Origin of the sequence: Parvimonas sp. oral taxon 393 str. F0440 (genome assembly GCA_000223315.2) — a bacterium.
Classification (GTDB): Bacteria; Bacillota; Clostridia; order Tissierellales; family Peptoniphilaceae; genus Parvimonas.
The window spans coordinates 439,608-456,704 of record AFUS01000005.1 but is presented as its reverse complement, the minus strand read 5'-3'; the positions used below and the strand labels follow the sequence as shown (position 1 = coordinate 456,704).

15 protein-coding genes and 2 pseudogenes are annotated in these 17,097 nt (G+C 26.7%); all 17 read left to right on the top strand.

Going from position 1 to position 17,097, the window contains the following annotated elements; translation table 11 throughout:
- Positions 1–90 precede the first annotated feature (90 nt).
- The 17 genes and pseudogenes from HMPREF9127_RS06655 to HMPREF9127_RS09555 all read left to right on the top strand — a co-directional run bounded on the left by HMPREF9127_RS06655 (position 91) and on the right by HMPREF9127_RS09555 (position 16,787).
- Positions 91–1,203 carry a nucleotidyltransferase family protein gene (locus HMPREF9127_RS06655; protein ID WP_009448668.1) on the top strand — a complete coding sequence of 371 codons (1,113 nt, stop codon included), beginning with the start codon at positions 91–93 and terminating at the stop codon, positions 1,201–1,203.
- Positions 1,204–1,260: 57 nt separating this feature from the next.
- A complete protein-coding gene (locus HMPREF9127_RS06650) occupies positions 1,261–2,298 on the top strand; it encodes a DGQHR domain-containing protein (RefSeq protein ID WP_009448736.1) in 1,038 nt (345 codons plus the stop codon).
- A 139-nt stretch (positions 2,299–2,437) separates the two neighbouring features.
- The gene (locus HMPREF9127_RS08500) at positions 2,438–2,824 is read left to right on the top strand and encodes a hypothetical protein (protein ID WP_009448991.1); all 387 of its coding nucleotides are present in this window, start codon (positions 2,438–2,440) and stop codon (positions 2,822–2,824) included.
- Positions 2,825–2,912: 88 nt separating this feature from the next.
- Positions 2,913–3,101 (top strand): hypothetical protein, encoded by a 189-nt coding sequence (locus HMPREF9127_RS08495; RefSeq protein WP_009449149.1) that lies wholly within the window; start codon positions 2,913–2,915, stop codon positions 3,099–3,101.
- Between the two features lie 558 nt (positions 3,102–3,659).
- Positions 3,660–4,775: a hypothetical protein gene (locus HMPREF9127_RS06635; protein ID WP_009448532.1), complete on the top strand. Its 1,116-nt coding sequence runs from the start codon at positions 3,660–3,662 to the stop codon at positions 4,773–4,775.
- A 37-nt stretch (positions 4,776–4,812) separates the two neighbouring features.
- On the top strand, positions 4,813–5,199 hold the full coding sequence (locus HMPREF9127_RS06630; protein WP_009448616.1) for a hypothetical protein: 387 nt from the start codon (positions 4,813–4,815) through the stop codon (positions 5,197–5,199).
- 108 nt (positions 5,200–5,307) lie between these two features.
- The gene (locus tag HMPREF9127_RS06625) at positions 5,308–6,024 is read left to right on the top strand and encodes a putative ABC transporter permease (RefSeq protein ID WP_009448753.1); all 717 of its coding nucleotides are present in this window, start codon (positions 5,308–5,310) and stop codon (positions 6,022–6,024) included.
- A gap of 353 nt (positions 6,025–6,377) precedes the next feature.
- Positions 6,378–7,160: a hypothetical protein gene (locus tag HMPREF9127_RS08240; protein WP_009448900.1), complete on the top strand. Its 783-nt coding sequence runs from the start codon at positions 6,378–6,380 to the stop codon at positions 7,158–7,160.
- A gap of 128 nt (positions 7,161–7,288) precedes the next feature.
- The gene (locus tag HMPREF9127_RS09570) at positions 7,289–7,612 is read left to right on the top strand and encodes an AAA family ATPase (RefSeq protein WP_009448916.1); all 324 of its coding nucleotides are present in this window, start codon (positions 7,289–7,291) and stop codon (positions 7,610–7,612) included.
- Positions 7,609–8,106 carry an AAA family ATPase gene (locus HMPREF9127_RS09565; protein ID WP_255261734.1) on the top strand — a complete coding sequence of 166 codons (498 nt, stop codon included), beginning with the start codon at positions 7,609–7,611 and terminating at the stop codon, positions 8,104–8,106. Before HMPREF9127_RS09570 ends, HMPREF9127_RS09565 begins: the two co-directional genes overlap by 4 nt.
- Positions 8,103–8,351, top strand: a complete 249-nt coding sequence (locus tag HMPREF9127_RS09865; RefSeq protein ID WP_009448923.1) for a 5-methylcytosine restriction system specificity protein McrC — start codon at positions 8,103–8,105, stop codon at positions 8,349–8,351. The genes HMPREF9127_RS09565 and HMPREF9127_RS09865 overlap by 4 nt, the downstream gene beginning before the upstream one ends.
- A 49-nt stretch (positions 8,352–8,400) precedes the next feature.
- Positions 8,401–9,149, top strand: a pseudogene (locus HMPREF9127_RS08480) (5-methylcytosine restriction system specificity protein McrC).
- A 138-nt stretch (positions 9,150–9,287) separates the two neighbouring features.
- Positions 9,288–10,751 (top strand): DKNYY domain-containing protein, encoded by a 1,464-nt coding sequence (locus HMPREF9127_RS06610; RefSeq protein ID WP_009448959.1) that lies wholly within the window; start codon positions 9,288–9,290, stop codon positions 10,749–10,751.
- Positions 10,752–10,915: 164 nt separating this feature from the next.
- Positions 10,916–12,295: an aldehyde dehydrogenase gene (locus HMPREF9127_RS06605; RefSeq protein ID WP_009448694.1), complete on the top strand. Its 1,380-nt coding sequence runs from the start codon at positions 10,916–10,918 to the stop codon at positions 12,293–12,295.
- Between the two features lie 451 nt (positions 12,296–12,746).
- A complete protein-coding gene (locus HMPREF9127_RS06600; RefSeq protein ID WP_009448734.1) occupies positions 12,747–14,663 on the top strand; it encodes a Cna B-type domain-containing protein in 1,917 nt (638 codons plus the stop codon).
- Between the two features lie 36 nt (positions 14,664–14,699).
- Positions 14,700–14,855, top strand: a pseudogene (locus tag HMPREF9127_RS09560) (Cna B-type domain-containing protein); the annotation flags it as partial.
- Complete coding sequence (locus HMPREF9127_RS09555) at positions 14,838–16,787, top strand: Cna B-type domain-containing protein (protein WP_009448494.1); 1,950 nt, start codon at positions 14,838–14,840, stop codon at positions 16,785–16,787. The pseudogene HMPREF9127_RS09560 and the gene HMPREF9127_RS09555, both read left to right, overlap by 18 nt.
- The last annotated feature ends 310 nt before the right edge of the window (positions 16,788–17,097 follow it).

Here is a 17,097-nt window from a genome sequence, read left to right as displayed (position 1 = left end):
CACGAAATGAAATAGAAAAATTTTAAAGGATTTTATAAAAGAATTATCCGAAAAAAAAGAATTATCCGAAAAAAAGAATTATCCAAAAAAATGATATCAAAAGAGATTAATTCACGTATAAAAAGTGAGGAAAGTTTAAAAGAAAAATTAGAAAGAAAAAATTATATAAATAAATGGGGAATTAATAATAATAGTAATAATACAGAAATTAAAGAAAAAATTCGCGAAAATTTACCTGATTTAATAGGCTTTAGAATAAATTGTTATTTTAAAGAAGATGAAAATAAAATTTTTGAAGATCTAAAAAAATATTTGAAAAAAAATAATGATATAGAAATTGAACCATCGCCAAATACCAGACAACAAAATGGTCATGATATATATAAAATTGCATGTAAATACAAGAAAACAGATGAGAAATTTTCGTTTGAAGTTCAAGTTAAATCATTCTTAAATGATGTATGGGGAGAAGTTGAGCATAGTACAATTTATAAAAGCAAAGTATATGATTCGCGTCAAGATTTTAAAAAAAATATTGTAGAAGGACTTTATAATATTTTAAGTGGTGCAGATAAACAACTTAAAGCGGTGTATTCCATTAATATAGATGAGAGATTAATTAAAAATGAATTATTTTTTAAATATTCTGAAGACATACTGTCATCAAATGATATAAATATATTGAATGATGATTATACTAATTTTTTTAAATTAACTGAATATATTGAAAATAGTGAAAAATATATTGATGAATATATTGGAAAGAAACTTTTAAGCGAAACATATATAAAGAAAGAAATTAAAGATAAATATGTAGATGAAGAGGTATATAAATTTATGGAAGATTTTGGTGATTATAAAATCAAAAAAAACTGCCAAATAGTGAAGGATCTTTATAAATTTATAAATAAATTCAAGGAAGGTTCCACTATAGATAAATTTATGAAAGATTTTGATGATTATAAAATCAAAAAATTCTGCGAAATAGTAAAGGTTCTTTATGAATTGAAGGACGATAATGACTTTTTAAAGTATTTGATAAATAAAGTTGTAAATGAAGTGGTAAATGAAGCGGTACCATTTAAATCTTTAATTGATGATATAAAAAATTCACCTAATTATTTAATTGATGGTATAATAGAAGAATATAAAGAGTTAATTGATGATATAATAAAAGTGGAAAAAGATATTAATAAAAAATAAATAATAAGTTAATTTATTTTAAGAAAAAAGATAATACGAAAGAAGAGGAATAGAATTATGAAAACTATAAAACAAGAATGTGACTGTAAAATCATACATGATATTAAAACTGTAGATTGGTTAGTTAGAAATACTAGGGTTAGAACATTTGATAATATTAAATTTACTGGTTATCAAAGGCAAGTAAACAAAAATCATGTTTCAAATATTGTAAAATACTTAAAAGAGAATCCATTTTATTTGCCTACTTCAATAATATGTGCTTCAGAAGAAGAATATACAGAAGATACAATTCTTAATATTGTTGATGGTCAACATAGAGTAGAAGCTTTTAAAGAACTAGAAAAAAAAGATTCAGACAAATACAATTCTTTAAAAAATTGCGAATTGTCTGTTGTGATTCTCGAGAAACCTACTGAAGAGTTAGAAGTAGATACTTTTATAACAATTAATAAAACATCAAAAAAAGTGGATACTTCTCTAGCATATGTTTTGAAAAATATAATTAACAAAGATAGAACTTCTTCTAGTGATTTGACAATAGCTAAAACAGAATTTTTAGCTGTTGAATTAGCGATTAATCTTAATAATGATAAAAATTCATTATGGTATAATAGGATACTCTTGGAAGGTACCCCAACTAATAATTCATATGAAACTATAAGTCTTAATTCTTTTGTTAAAAGCATTCAAATGTTAATAAGTTATTTTAATAAGTATAAAATTATTGAAATTGATTGGGAAAATGAAAATAAGTTAAATGAGATAATTGATAAAATTCAGTATATATATTTAAAAATCTGGGATGCACTAAAACTTAGGTGGCCTAATTTATTTGTAGAAGAATCCGTGAATAGTGCGGTTCTTCAAGGGGCGATAGGTGTTTCAGCAATAAATAAATATATAATTTTGCAATTGAAGAAGCAAAATAAACCTTATTATTTAGAACAATTTATTTCTGAAGTAGAATATTGGATTGAAAATATTAACATTAGTCAAGAAGAATGGTATAAGGGTAAATCATTTTCGGAATATTCTTCTGCAGCAGGGGCTAATATTGTTGCTAATACACTTTTAAAGGCATTTGAACAATAACCAGTTACTAATATATTCAATCATCAACTTGCTTGAATTACTATATTTTTTGTAGAAGGAGTTAAATGTAGTTGATTTAACCAGTATTGATTTTAAAGCTAATTATTTAAAAATATTTATATAAATAGGAGATGCTAATATGAATAATACAAAAGATAAAACATTAAAAATCAATGTTGATGAAGATACTCTTAAATTTTTAAAGTTTTCCTATTTTGGTGATTTAACTAATCTAATAGAGGCAGCAGTTAATAGAGCTTATCGAGATATGTGTCGAACATTAAACTTAAAAGATATCTCTGAAGCGATATCTAAATTGAAAGAAGAGGTAAAAGTTATTTTTGAAAATGAAAATAAAAAGCACATTTTAAATAATATTAAAAATCAGGACGATTTTGATACATGGCATCGTGGATTATGTGATAAAATAATTAAAAAAAGTAAAAAATTGAAAAATATAAAATTACTAAAGAAAGTAATAAGAAAAAATACAACTTACTTATGGGCAAGTTCAAAAATGGGTTAATATGACTATTAAGTATTTATTTATACTTGAAGTATACTCATTTGATAATATTTTTGGGTACCTACATATACCAGTTGACAAGTATATTTTGGAGGTAGTTGAAAAAGAACTTGGGATAAAAAGACCAGTAGATGCTTGGAGTAGATGGGACAATTATGATGAGTACCTTAAGTATCAAAATGATATTAGAGAAAAAATTTGTATTACACCACTTCGTTGGGAGTTTAAAACTTGGTTAGAAAAAGCTCAAGAAGACAAAATAGGTGATAAGAAATAGAATATAGTTGATATCTGTGCTTTTGAGATTACAATGATAAATACTAAAGATAGATTTATCATTTATATGGTTGAAGATAAATAGTAAATATTGTGTTAAAAAGGACTTATTCCAAATACTATCGTTAGAATATAATGCTAGTTTTGGATAAGCCTTTTTTTGTTTGTTGAAAATAAACCAACTCTAACCAACTTAAATTTACAGTCTGTTATAATAAAAATCAAATTTAAACATGAAAAATCTATTACGAAATCAACTTAAATTTTTTGGACTTGTGGACAGAATTATAAATTAATGGTAGAATAAACTAGAAGTAAATAGGTTGAAAGTCACCTAATTTTTTCAAGAGGTGAATTATATACATTAGATTATTATCTTAATAAAATAATAGATAAAAAAGATAACGGTAGGATAAAATAGTATGTATTTATAGATGAAACAGTAATAGATTTATAAAAATGCCTTAATGTAGTAGATAAATGGATATTAGAAAAATTGAAAATATACAGTAAATATTGCAAGTATAATTATATAAATAGAAAAGGTATTGTGATTAAAATGTTAAACAAAATAAAATCATACTGGCATAAATTAAAAACAGAATATGAAAAAAGATATAATAAATCTTTTTTAACAGACTTTGAAACTTCAAAAGAATATCTCGAAAAAATGAAAAACTATCTTTTAGATAAGCAAAGTGAATGCCCATCGAATGTTGATGTTATTTGTACTCTTGCTTCTGTTGAGATGGAATTAAGAGATGAAAATTTTGATTATATTGAATTTCTAAAGAAATTTTTAAATGAGTTTGAAAATTCTTTAGGAGATATTGATAAAGCAAGAATATATACTAATCTTGCTTTTTGGGATGATTTTTCTAGGGATAGTTTAATGTATTTGAACAAAGCTAAAGACTTAAATTCACCATTTGTAGAAACTTATACAGGTCTTGGTCTTTATTATTTTAGTGAGTATGAATATTCTAAAGATGAAAAAGTCTTATCAATAAGTCATAATTATTTCAAGACAGCAAGAGAAATGGATGAAAATTATATTACTTCTTTTAACTATGCAGTATCTTTATTTGAACTTAAAGAATATGAAAAAGCAAAAGAAATATTTTTAAACTTACTAGAAGTTTATCCTAATAGAATGCGTCTGTTATTGTGTTTGGCTTATTGTGAAGTGTGTCTTGGCAACAAGACAAAAGCAAATTCTTATGTAGAGAAAGTAAAACCTGGACAAGATTTAAAATATAATCTAAATACAGATGATGTTTCAGAAGACCAAATTATTGATGTCTATTATGCTCTTGAAGAGTATGACATTTTTTTAAATCTTTGTGGAGATTGTGTTGAGTACTATTATATCGCAGAGTGGGAAGAGTATTTTTATGTTCTTTGGTTAAAAAATCAAAAGGAAAGATTTTTTAGTCTTGAAGAAAAGAATCGAAAGTATTTTGAAGAAGCTATAAGTGAAGCTATTTCTGATGAAGATTATGAGAGTGAAAAAGAGAAACAGGAAACTATTGCTAGTTGGAAAGAGGATAAAAGTAATTTTGAAGAAATGATTTTTAAAATAAAAAGTGGAGATTCAAGACCTGAGGGAAAATTAAAGTTATATCCTGAGTATTCATGTTTTATGGTGGATTGTGTTAGACATAAATTTATTTAATGAATTTCGTTTTATAGGGATAGGAAAGAGGAGATTAATGGATAAACTAATTAATTTTTTGAAAGACAAGATAACTGATAAAATTTCATTGGAGGAAATTGTCAATGTATTCGAACAGATGTGCAATATACCATTTGAAGAAGATATGATTTTATTTGAGACAGGAACATTTACTACTTTTAGAGATGAGCCGATGTTTCAAATTTCTTTAGTTAGACAATTTCCAAATGAAGATGAAGAATTTTATCAAATCCATGTGGATATTTTATATGAGCCTGATAATGAAAATAAAATGATGATTGAGTCAATATGGGATGAAGATTTAAGTGAAAATATATTTACCTATATTAGAAATTCAAAAGTTTTTGCTTACGCGAAAAATAAAAAATATAGTAAAGTGAAGATATGGTGTGATGAAACTTAAATAGGAAACTTTCGGTTTCCAGAGCTTATTACATAATTTATTTATAGTTTAGATTTAGAAGAATTAAAGAAGATTATTTTATAGAATTATATTTTTAAAAGGAGTATTATGGAATTAATTAGATATTTGAATGCATATTTTGCATTTAGTGTTTTGGGCTGGATATGGGAAAGTATATACTGCACTATCGACCAGAGAAAATGGCAAAATCGTGGATTTTTGTATGGACCATTATGTCCGATTTATGGTTTTGGTTCGATTTTAGGATTGATTTTTTATGATCTTATTTCAATGGGTAAAATTTCTCATCTTTCTTGGTGGCAAATATTTATTATGGGATTTATTGCTAGTATGGTATTAGAATATCCAACATCTTATGTGCTTGAAAAATTATTTCATGCTAGATGGTGGGATTACAGTGATATGCCACTTAATATAAATGGAAGGACTTGTGCGATTACTTCTGTTGGTTTTGGGATTGGAGCAATTGTTATAATGGAATTTTTTATTCCACTTTTTGAAAAAATTTATGTGACAATTCCTAATAATTTTGCAATAGCTCTTGCTGTTGTTTTACTGGCTATACATTCTTCTGATTTTACACTTACAGTTTCCGGATTGACTAATTTCCAAAGAAATATTGCTGAACTTGAAGAAGAGTTCCAAGATAGAATGACTTTGACTGTAGATAAAATTTTTGAAAGACATAGCAGATTATATGGTAGAACATTAAGCAGAATTGCTTCTTTTAGGATGAGTGAATCTCGTAATATGATTGCAGATAAATTAGTAAAAATAAGACGTGATTTGAAAAAGAAGAAATAATTTTATATTCTTATTTCTTGTATATGGATTTTGGATAATATTCTAAGAGATATAATAGAATATGCAGTTTAGAAGATATTTGTTATATTATAGCTGATATTGAGTAATCATTATAAAAATAAATTAAATAAAATACTCTAAAAGAGTTGTCTATAGTTGATTGAATAATCAATTATAGCAACTTTTTTTTAATAAAAAACAAAGAGAAAAGAGTGGATAGATATGATATAATATATTAAGATATTAATATAAGAAATAAAATTATTTAAGATAATTAAAATAAAGAGTTTTAAAAAGCTTATTTGGTTGAGAAATATTATAGTTAATTTAATTTATATTGGGAGGGAAGAAATATGAGTGAAAGAAATCGATTTAACTGGGTAAATTTTTATGAAGAATTTGCATTAAAATTATTAGAGTATAAGGATAGTCGAGCAGAACTTATAGAAAAGGTAAAATCTGTTTTTAAAATGGCAGGTATAAAATTACCAACTTTAGAAAGAAAGAATAATATTGTTGATATTGATCCTTTTACTGTATTTGCTCTTTTTAACAAGAATATTAAGGATGAAAATCGTATAAAAATACTTAAGGCTATATCTGAATTGTTTGATGTTGTATCAGAAATTCCAACATCATTTGATGGCTTACCTTTACTAACTCCTCAAAATGCAACTTTTTACTATTTTATAGGTGATCGCGAAGATAATGATATTAATAATTTATGGGGATTTTTTGAGTCAGCATTGGCTTATGTAAAAGACCCTTCAGAAATTCGAAGAAAGGATTTTTCAGATTATTTTGATTTAGCTATTAATATAAAAGGTAATGGTAATAGTAAAATTACAATGGGTTTGTATTGGATTTCACCAGATACTTTTTTAAATTTTGATAGTAGAAATGAGTGGTATATTTATAAATCCGGAAAAATTCCGGTTGATATTGTTAAACAACTTCCTCTAATTAAATCAAAATTTTCTGCAAAAGAGTATTTGATGATAGGAGATTGTTTAAAATCTTATTTGAATAGTTCTAGGAGTGTTTTGAAAGACTTTAAAGAATTATCATTTGATGCATGGAATTATTCTGAGCAGGTAAATCGAGATAAAAAGAAAGAAAAAATAATACTAAAATAAGTTTTTCGTTTGCAGATGATGAAGAGAGATTAAATTTAATATATGAAGATGAGAAAAAAGTAGATTTAAAAGAATTTGAAAAAGCAATTCAAAAGTATAATAAAGATGATTTTTTATCAGAAGTTTATATGCAAGAAGAAGAATATGATAATTTAGCAACCCTTCTAAAAAAGAAAAAGAATTTAATATTACAAGGTGCACCTGGAGTTGGAAAAACTTTTGTTGCAAAAAGATTGGCTTATTCAATAATGGGTGTAAAAGATATTGATAGAGTAATGATGGTTCAATTTCATCAAAGTTATTCTTATGAAGATTTTATTATGGGATATAGACCTACAAAAAATAGTTTTGAATTAAAAAATGGAGCTTTTTATAATTTTTGTAAAAAGGCGGAAATTGATGAAAAAATGATTACTTTTTTATTATTGATGAAATTAATAGAGGTAATTTGAGTAAAATATTTGGAGAATTATTTATGCTTATTGAAAATGATAAGCGTGGACAATCATTACAACTTTTATATTCTGATGAAAGATTCTCTGTTCCAAAAAACATATATATTATAGGTATGATGAATACTGCAGATAGAAGTTTGGCTATGTTAGATTATGCTTTAAGAAGAAGATTTTCATTCTATGATATTAAGCCGGGATTTGTAACTGATGGATTTATTAAGTATAGAAATAGCTTAAAAAATGATAAATTTAATAGACTTATAGAATGTGTAAAAAGTCTTAATGATATTATTTCAAGTGATGAATCTTTGGGAGATGGATTTTGTATTGGGCATAGTTATCTATGTAACTTAAGTAAAGATAAAATAGATGATAAAGTATTATCAGGAATTGTAGAATATGAATTAATTCCACTTTTAAAAGAATATTGGTTTGACGAACCTTCCAAGGTAAATAATTGGATTATCAATCTTAGGAGTGCAATTAAATGATTCCAATACAAAATATTTACTATATGTTGTCATATGCTTTTAGAGTTCTTAATCAACAAGGATATAAAAAATTAGCTACTGAAAAATTTGACAATACTTTGGAATTAATGGCAGAGATTTTAATAAAAGGGATATCCGGACAAATTAAAAGAGGACTTGAAAGAGAGTATATTTTACAAACAGAGGAGTTAACATCTGTTAGAGGCAAATTAGAAATATCTGAATCCATAAAAATAATAGTATGATAAGAAAAAATTAATTTGTGCCTATGATGATTTTTCAGTAAATAGTACAATGAATAGAATTATAAAATCAACGGTTGAAACACTCTTAACTTCAAAATTATCTAAAAAAAGAAAAAAGAGCTTAGAAAATTAATGATATATTTTAGAGATGTTGAGACTATTAATATAAGATATATAAATTGGAATTTTAAATATAATAGAAATAACAAACACTATCAAATGTTGATTGCAATATGTTATCTTATAGTTAAAGGATTAATACAAACCAATAAAGATGGAACTATGAAGATGATGGATTTTCTAGATGATCAACGAATGAGTCGTCTTTATGAAAAATTTATACTTGAGTACTATAAGAAACATTATCCAAAATTATCTGTTAGAGCTTCTCAAATTCCGTGGTCATTGGATGATGGTGTCAGAGAAATGCTTCCAATTATGCAAAGCGACATATATATTCAGAATGAAGATAGTATTTTGATTATTGATGCTAAATATTATGGGAAGACAACCCAAATGCAGTTTGATAAACGTAAGATTCACTCAAATAATCTATATCAAATTTTTACCTATGTAAAAAATTGTGATTATCAATTTGAAAATCAAAATAAAACAGTATCCGGAATGCTTTTATATGCAAAGACAGATGAAACAATTCATCCGGATAATGTATATCAGATGCATGGCAATCAAATAAGTGTAAAAACTCTAGATTTAAATTGCTCATTTGATAAAATTGCCGAACAAATGGATAATGTAGTAGAATCTCATTTTGAAAGAGTAAAAAAATATGAATGATTTGAGAATTTTATTTATAAAAAAGCAAAAATTGTGCTTTATTATAATTTTTAATAACTTTTAGATTTTTATCTTGATAGTATTAAAAAATGATATTAGTGAGAATAAAATAAGTTTAACTATGAGGGATGATGTAATTTGGATAGGAAAGAGAATGAAAGTATTCGTTCAAAAATTTTAGGTATTTGTTTAATTTTATTTATTTTAGCAATTGCTTTTTTTACATTTAGTCAGCTTCTCGTGGGAGATGATACTTATGTAAATATTGAAAGAAGTGGAGAGAGAATTGGCAATAGCATTTTTTATAAATATGATAATAAGATTTATGCACTTATTCCAAGTGGTGGATATTATATTGTAGAGGATGCGGATATGGATTCTTTTAGTGTAATTAACACAGGTGATACTTATCATCCTTCTGTTGTTGGAATTGATAAAAATCATGTTTATTTTGGAAATGTGAAAATTGAAGACCTTAATCCAAAAAATATTTCTTATATTGGAAATGGATATTATACTGATGGCAAAAGCAGTTATTTTTGTTCTCCGCTTTCTGAGAGAAATGATGAGATTTCTTATCTTTCAGAAGGTTTTGGACATATAGTTCATGCTTTTTTTAAGGATAAAAAGCCTAAATCTTATATTTATCCATATCACAAAGTAGAAATCGAAAAGAAAATTTCAAATTTTAAGGAATTATTATTTTTTGCAACAGATGGAGATGTTCTTTACTATAAAGGCAAAGTGCTTAAAAATGCAGATGTTAATACTATAAAGCAGGTTTCTAATCGTGGAGAGTATTTTTGTGATAAAAATAATGTTTATTATAAAGATGAGCTTTTACCTATAAAGAATAGTGGAGAATTGGAAGTTGTTTCAGCTGAGCAGGGTGATGATTTGCTTTATGATAAAAAGAGTGGAGAAGTTTTTAAAGGTAATCTTAGATTTGACGAAAATTTCACTCCTTATAAAGTAATTGGAAATAAAAGTTCACATATTCGTAATTTATTTTTCATTTCAAATGATGGAGTATATTTTTATAATCAAAGAAAAAATAAGCAAGTAAAAATTGGAGAAAATAATTTTAAGGGAAATATTAAGCATTTAGATGATAATGTGTTCTGTGATGAAGAAAATATCTATTTTTTAAGTTCTTATGAAAAATATCTTTTTGCACGTAGATTTAATAGAAGACGATTGTATTCAATAAATTCTCAAATAGTTAGTTTTGACAAAAAAGAAGGTTGGGAAAAAGTAAAATCTATAAATAGTAATGTAATAGGTTCTGTTTGGATAAAAAATGGGAAATATTATTATTTTGATAATTTAGGAAATAGCCAACTTATAAAAGATACTGTATTTGAAATTACTGATAAAGAAGTATTGAAAGAATTATTATCAGATGAAAACAAAATAACTGTTAATAGAATTAGAGAAATAATAAAAGATGAAAAAATGAAAGCTATATCGGGAGAAGTTAAATATACAGCAACTGTAAAATATCGATTTTATTATCTTTATATGATTTTGTGTACTCCATTAATAATTATTGGAAGTAGGATTAAATGGAAAAGAATTAAAAATAATGCTAATGAAAGATAAGATTAAAATAAGAAAATACAAAAGAAATTTGAAGTGTAATTAAGAGGGTATTGTAAGATATATAAAATTAAACGATATAAGTAAAAAGTAAAATCTTTTTAAAAGAATAATATTTTTAAAGAGTTTGGCATACGAAGTTGGATATGTAAAACAAGGAGTGCTGTATGATAGAAAATAAAGATATGGAATTTAAAAATATAGTTGAAAAACAAAAAGAGTTTTTTAAAACAAATACTACAAAATCTGTTGAATATAGGATTAGTATCTTACAAAAACTTGAAAAAGTAATTCGAGCTAATGAAAAGCGAATACTATCTGCATTATATGAGGATCTTTCAAAATCTGAAGCAGAAGCCTATATGACTGAAATTGGAATAGTATATGGTGAAATTCGTGAAGCATTGAAAAAAGTAAAGAAGTGGAGTAAGCCTAAAAGAGTGAGAGGAAGTCTTGGAACATTTCCTGCTAAAAGCTATGTTTATTCAGAACCTTATGGAGTTGTGTTAATAATGGCACCATGGAATTATCCTTTTAATTTGTCGCTTTCTCCACTGGTTGCTGCTATTGCTGCAGGAAATTGTGCTGTTATAAAATGCTCAAAAGAGAGCAAAAATACATCAAAAATTATTAGAGATATAATAAATAAAACATTTGAAGAAGAATATATTTACTGTGTAGATTCTGAACTTGATTATGATGAAATTTTACGTCAAAGATATGGTTTTATATTTTTTACCGGAAGTGCAAGAGTCGGGAAAATTATAATGCGTGTAGCGAGTGAAAATTTAATTCCTGTATCTTTAGAATTAGGAGGGAAGAGTCCTTGTATTATTGACGAAACAGCTGATATTAAACTTTCAGCAAAACGTATCGTATGGGGGAAACTATTAAATGCGGGACAGACATGTGTTTCAATAGACTATATTGTTGTTCATAAAAATGTAAAAGAAGAACTTATTAAATCTTTACAAAAAGAAATTGAATTAAGATATCCTGATGCTGTAAATAATAAATCTTATCCGAAAATTATTAATCATCATCATTATGAACGTCTTTTAAATTTAATAAAGACTGAGTCAAATGTGATTGGGGGAAAGAGTAATGACAATGAAAGAAAGATTGAACCTACAATATTTCCTGATGTAGAATTTGATCATGAGATTATGAAAGATGAAATATTTGGACCTTTGTTACCGATTATTGAGTATGATGATATAGATAAAGTTGTTGATATAATTAAAGAAAGAGAAAAGCCTTTGGCTTGTTATATTTTTTCACAAAATAAAGACAATGCAGAATATATTATTAACAGTATTTCTTATGGTGGAGGTTGTGTAAATGATGTAATAATGCAACTTGCAAATAATCATATTCCTTTTGGTGGAGTAGGAAACAGTGGTATGGGCTCTTATCACGGAAAATATGGTTTTGATTTATTAAGCCATAAAAAAGGAATTGTAAAAAATAAAACAATTTTGGATTTACCTTTTAGATATGCACCTTTTGATTTGAAGAAATTAAATATATTTAAAAAGATAATGTAGTAAGTAATATTTAGTTTTAAAGTTGAAGATAGAAATTCTTCAGCTTTTTTGTTGCAAAAAAATATATTAAAAATAATTAAAAAGTTTTGAAAATTATTGATAACAAGTTAAGTATTATAATATAAATTTATTGGGTTAAAAAATAGTAAATTTATTTTAAATATTGGAATTTACTATAGTTTTGTGATATAATTATTTATATTATACCTTGGTTGTAAAACTGTAATAATTTTATTATATAAAACTAAATTTAAAAGTTAAAACAAAATGATGGTATAGTTTATATATGGGTAATAAATTATATATTTTAAGGAATTTAATATAAATTTAAAGACTTTTTATAAATGTTGGGGAACATTTTATTTGTAGATTTTATCTATAAATTAAACTTTAAATTTATTTCCAAACTAAATAATTACATTTTTAAAAATATTAGGAAGGGGAAGAAAAAATGACTGGAAAGTTAAAAAGGGATTTTATTAAAAGAAGTTTAAGTATTTTTCTTGCGTTTGTTATGGTTTTCTCGATTGTATTACAATCCGGAATTACATCACATGCTGAAGAATTGTCTTCTAATGTAATAACAAAAGCATTTGTTACAGATTTAGAAGGGAATCCAATTACAGCTCCAATGGACGCTTGGAAAGCATTTAGGGTAAATGCAGAGTATGCATTGCCAAATAATCAAGTAAAAGAGGGAGATACGACAACACTAACTTTGCCTGTAGGGTTTGCACCGTCAGCTCCATTTAACTTTGAGATTAAAGATGCATCTAATAATATCATTGCAAATGGAAAATTAGTTGATGAAAGTCCTATGAAAGTTGTTCTTACTTATACAAAATATGCAGAAGAGCATTCTGGTGTTAAGGGCTCATTTTATTTTAATATTCAAATTAATAGTGGAACACAAACTCAAACTGGTGTTATCCCTGTAACACTTACTGCAAAAGGAGATGGAACAGTTATTCAAGCGGGTACTGTTACTTATAATCCACATCAAGTTACAGGAGTTCAATTGATTAAAGGTGGATGGATGGATAGTGGAAATAAAACTATCGGTCATTATAAAATAGCTATTAATCAAACTAATAAAGAAATGGTTAATGCTAAGGTAACTGATACACTTTTGAATCCGGGTGTTCAATATATTGAGGATTCTTTTAAGATACTTGAAGGTAAATGGGTTAGTAATGCAACAGGAACGGATATCTTATTTACTGAAGAATCAGATATAACCGCACAATATAAAGATAAACTTAAAGTTGAGGGAAATAAGTTTACGCTTGATATTGGAAATAGGCCTGCCGGTAAGGGAATGATGATTAGATATAAAGTTAAAATATCCTATGAACCGGTAGTTGGTGAAATATTTAAAAATAAAGTAGAACTTATAGATGGCGATAAAACTTTTAGTTATAGTGCATCTTATAAAATTACTGATGCCAGCGGTGGTGGTGAAGGATATGTTTATAAGATTAAAGTAAACAAAACAGGCAAAAATGGTATACCATTATCCGGTGTTGAGTTTGATGTTATTCGTGTACGTAATAACCAAAAGGTTGGAACTATTACTACAGGTGCAGATGGAACTGGAGAAATTGGAAATTTAGTTTTAGATAAATATAAACTGGTTGAAACAAAAACACCAAGTGGTTATTTACCTTTAACAGAACCTGTTTTTGTTGAAGAAAGTGACTTTACTGGAAATGATAAAATTGCTCTAAAAAATATAGTTAATCAACCAAATGAAAAGATTTCTGTTTCAGTAACAAAGAAGTGGATAGGACCGGCAAAAGATTCTGTTATTGTAGAGCTTAGAAAAGTTGGAAGTAATGATGTTTTACAAGAATATGAATTAAAAGCAAGTGATAACTGGAAACATACCTTTACAGGTTTAGATAAATATGAAGATGATGGTACACTAATTAAGTATGAAGTAGTTGAAAAGAATGTACCTGAAGGATATACATCAGAAGTTACAGGAACAATGGAAAACGGCTTTACTATTACAAATACAAATGTAGAAAAAGTGGAAGTATCCGTAACAAAGAAATGGGTAGGACCTGCAAAAGATTCTATTATTGTAGAACTTAAAAAAGTTGGAAGTAATGATGTTTTACAAGAATATGAATTAAAGGCAAGTGATAACTGGAAACATACATTTACAAATTTACCAAAATATGAAGATGATGGAACAGAAATCAAGTATGAAGTAGTTGAAAAGAATGTACCTGAAGGATATACATCAGAAGTTACAGGAACGATGGGAGACGGATTCACAATTACAAATACAAATGTAGAAAAAGTGGAAGTATCCGTAACAAAGAAATGGGTAGGACCTGCGAAGGATTCTATTATTGTATAACTTAAAAAAGTTGGAAGTAATGATGTTTTACAAGAATATGAATTAAAGGCAAGTGATAACTGGAAACATACCTTTACAAATTTACCAAAATATGAAGATGATGGAACAGAAATCAAGTATGAAGTAGTTGAAAAATCTGTTGGTGCAGGATATATATCATCAATTGAAGGAACAATGGAAAATGGCTTTACTATTACAAATACAAATGTAGAAAAAGTGGAAGTATCCGTAACAAAGAAATGGGTAGGACCTGCGAAGGATTCTATTATTGTAGAACTTAAAAAAGTTGGAAGTAATGATGTTTTACAAGAATATGAATTAAAAGCAAGTGATAACTGGAAACATACATTTACAAATTTACCAAAATATGAAGATGATGGAACAGAAATCAAGTATGAAGTAGTTGAAAAATCTGTTGGTGCAGGATATATATCATCAATTGAAGGAACAATGGAAAATGGCTTTACAATCACAAATACAAATGTAGAAAAAGTGGAAGTATCCGTAACAAAGAAATGGGTAGGACCTGCGAAGGATTCTATTATTGTAGAACTTAAAAAAGTTGGAAGTAATGATGTTTTACAAGAATATGAATTAAAGGCAAGTGATAACTGGAAACATACATTTACAAATTTACCAAAATATGAATATGATGGAACAGAAATCAAATATGAAGTAGTAGAAAAGAATGTACCTGAAGGATATACATCAGAAGTTACAGGAACGATGGGAGACGGATTCACAATTACAAATACAAATGTAGAAAAAGTGGAAGTATCCGTAACAAAGAAATGGGTAGGACCGGCAAAAAATTCTGTTGTTGTAGAGCTTAGAAAAGTTGGAAGTAATGATGTTTTACAAGAATATGAATTAAAGGCAAGTGATAACTGGAAACATACATTTACAAATTTACCAAAATATGAAGATGATGGAACAGAAATCAAATACGAAGTAGTTGAAAAATCTGTTGGTGCAGGATATATATCATCTATTGAAGGAACAATGGAAGATGGCTTCACAATTACAAATACAAATGTAGAAAAGGTAAATATCCCTGTAGAAAAGAGATGGGTAGGAGATGTAGGAAATTCTGTACTTGTAGAACTTAGAAAAGTAGGAAGTAATGATGTAATCCAAGAACACGAACTAAAAGCTAGTGAAAATTGGAAGCATACATTTGAAGGTTTAGACAAGTACGAAGCAGACGGAACAGAAATCGAGTATGAAGTAGTAGAAAAGAATGTGCCTGCCGGTTATGAAGTTAGTTATGAAAAAACTCAAAATGGAACTATCATAATTAAGAATACAAAGATAAAAACAGAAGTTAAAGTAACTAAAGAATGGGTTGTTGATGAAGATGAATATCCTACAATTAAATTACAACTTCTAAAGAACGGACAAGCAGAAGGAGAACCAGTTGAATTAAGCAATGGAAATACTACTTATACTTGGACAAATCTTGATAAAGCAGATGCACAGGGAAATGATTATGTTTACACTGTAAAAGAAGTAGGAGAAGTAGGAAATCATATTAAGCTTGGAGATAGTTGGTATAAAGTAATTTATGGTGGAAATCAACAAATAGGATTAACTGTTACAAATAAAAAACTTATACCATGGACACCAATTGTACCGCCAACAAGAAATCTAAAGGTAACTAAAGAATGGTTAGGAACAAATGGAAATCAAATAACAGCACCTGTAGATAAAATTGAAGTTGAATTATACAGAGATGGAAAAGCAACAGGACAAAAGCTTGAACTGAATAAAGAAAACAACTGGACAGGAGAATTCAAAAATCTAAAAGTGTATGAATCAATAGAAAATTCAAAAACTTATGAGTACACAGTTAAGGAAGTTGGAGAAAAGAATAATTCAGTTAAATTTGATGATAAGATATTCAAGGTAAGTTATTTAGGAAATATGAAAGATGGAATAAAAGTAGTTAATACAGAAAGTCCAGCTTTACCACCTTCAACACCTTCTGAAAAACCTAAAAAACCAAAATTAGCTAAGACGGGAATTGCAACAAGTACATCAATTTATTCAGGAATTTTAGCTATATCAGGTGGAATAATGTTATTCTTGAAAAAAAGAAATCAAAATAAAGATACAAATATATAAAATTTGATTTAAAAATGATATATGATTATAATAAAAAAAGTTAAGTAACTAAGGTTAGGGAGTAAAATTTAAAAATTACTCCCTAACTTTTTTATTGTAGAACAACAAGGTTCCCGGGTGCCCACCCCGATGCGAAGTGTCGTGGAAGGGTGGGGTTTTCACTGTGCTTTTTAAAAAATAATTGAAAAGATAAAAATATTAAGGAAGTTTATTTGTTTTATAGTTAAGAAAATTATAAGAAAACATCTAAATATAAATAGTCATAAAGTCACAGGATGAGATTGATAAAAAAGAATAATTATAATAGGTA